The sequence below is a fragment of the Paraburkholderia humisilvae genome (genome assembly GCF_902859855.1).
Taxonomy (GTDB): Bacteria; Pseudomonadota; Gammaproteobacteria; order Burkholderiales; family Burkholderiaceae; genus Paraburkholderia; species Paraburkholderia humisilvae.
This window is the reverse complement of sequence record NZ_CADIKH010000299.1, coordinates 1-1,753: the sequence shown is the minus strand read 5'-3', so window position 1 is coordinate 1,753 and position 1,753 is coordinate 1. Positions and strand designations below refer to the sequence as shown.

The window sequence follows — 1,753 nt, the reverse complement described above, 5'->3', positions numbered from 1 at the left end:
GGCCATGAGCTGGCGGATTTTGTTGAGCGCAGATTGGGACTTGAAACCAATGAGTGCTTCAGCCTGCGCTTGCAGTTTCTTCATTTGGGCCTGAATCTGTTCCAGGTTCGGCATTTGCACTTCCTTTATCATTGGGAAATCGATCGTCCGCACTATGCCACGAGCGTGCATACTGCGCTATGAGTTCATGGCTGGCCGAAGGTTCTGTATCAACCTCGACGCCGAACGCGACATCGAACAACCCTCTCTGATTTTTCTGACAACGATGCTTTCGTTGACCCGGATATTCCGCGCACGACAGAATGCTACCGTTATTGCGCGGCCCTTGCACTGGCGCAATGCCGGGAAAATCATCGCAATCGACGAGCAATTGCATTGGAAAAGGAATAGTTCATGGACGAAAGAAAGCGAGACAGCATGATTGCTTATATCCGTCGCCGGATGGAAGAGGTTGGTATCACGCCAACCGATCTGGCTGCAGCGATGGCTGGCGAGCAATTACAGCATACAGAGTTGCGCTACCGCAGTGCGACCGGAGACACGTGGAGTGGCGAAGGTGAGATGCCGCAATGGCTGCAGCAGGCGATTAGCGCCGGACAATCCATCGAACACTTCGAAGTATCCTTGACGGAGAAGCCCCAGCGGAAGAATCGGGAAAAGGCCGACTGGCGCGATGACCCGTTTGCAGGCAGTCCGCTGGCTCGGTCGCCGCGCCAATCATGAACTGATGTCGGGCTGCCCAGGCTTGTTGCGCGTCCCGGTGTGAACCTTCATCACCGTGAAAACTGAAACGACGAGACCCGCCGGCGACACGACTGTCGGCATGGAGTCCATTCCGGCATTCGGGAGAAATTCGTGCTGTCCCCACCACTTTCAGGAGGTCAGCACCTGCTATCAGCTCTCCTTTGTCCTCGTAGAAGACTGTACCTTCTCTCACGTCCGAATACAGTGTCCACGAGCTATTGAGCAATGGGATGTCGCACCTCGCTTTCGCATTGCCACGCCCGAAGCACCCCGGGTGAAGCGCCGGGGACGCGAACGCCAGGCACAACTGCGGTGAGGTACTATTGTCCCCATCACTCACCACAGTCCCCAAATCTGATGTCCGTAGATTCCAGCTGGTTCGGCCAAATTGAACGCGAGTGGGCACAACTTCGCCAGCGCGACCCGACACTCGACGTGGAAAAGTTCTTCCGGCACATTGTGTCGGCAAACAAGGTCGGCTTTCTTTCGCCTGAATCTATCGCAGCCATTGCGAACGGGCTGCTTACAAGCCCGTTGTCGGGCGCGCCTTACCTCGGCCGGCGACTGCTTAAACTTGCTGGCCCTGACCGGCACCCATCCCTGCGGGTCGCGCTTGCGCTGTCTCTTGTCACGCAGACAGGTGGGCCTGCAGATTACGAGGGCGGGCACGTCATTCTGGGCGATGTACTGAAGGACGAGACGGCGAGCGACCCGCTGCGTGGCATGGCGGCAGCGGCTATTGCAGACAGTGCGCGGCTTGGTCGGGGCATGGACGTCGACGTCGAAACCGCCAAGGAGATGTATGCCACGGCACTCGAGCTTGGACACCGGTCGGCTGCGTACAATCTTGGCCTGTACTGGGAGGGGCACTGGGGCAGAAGTGCTCCCGGCGACATCGTCCCCGACAGCACAAAGGCGGCACAGGCCTACAGGCGTGGTGGTTCGAACGCAAAATGCACCGCCCGCCTGAACGCATTGCGGACCCGCTCAAGCTAAACCACGCCTGTCG

At 58.2% G+C, this 1,753-nt stretch carries 2 protein-coding genes and 1 pseudogene; 2 read left to right on the top strand and 1 reads right to left on the bottom strand.

Annotated features, from left to right (window positions below; genetic code table 11):
* A pseudogene (locus HV796_RS45240) lies at positions 1-114 on the bottom strand (H-NS histone family protein); the annotation flags it as partial.
* 279 nt (positions 115-393) lie between these two features.
* Between HV796_RS45240 and HV796_RS42060 the strand changes: the two are divergent.
* Together HV796_RS42060 and HV796_RS42055 are read left to right on the top strand one after the other, a co-directional pair.
* Positions 394-723: an H-NS histone family protein gene (locus HV796_RS42060; RefSeq protein WP_175233520.1), complete on the top strand. Its 330-nt coding sequence runs from the start codon at positions 394-396 to the stop codon at positions 721-723.
* Between the two features lie 378 nt (positions 724-1,101).
* A complete protein-coding gene (locus tag HV796_RS42055) occupies positions 1,102-1,740 on the top strand; it encodes a sel1 repeat family protein (protein ID WP_175233519.1) in 639 nt (212 codons plus the stop codon).
* Positions 1,741-1,753: the final 13 nt, after the last annotated feature.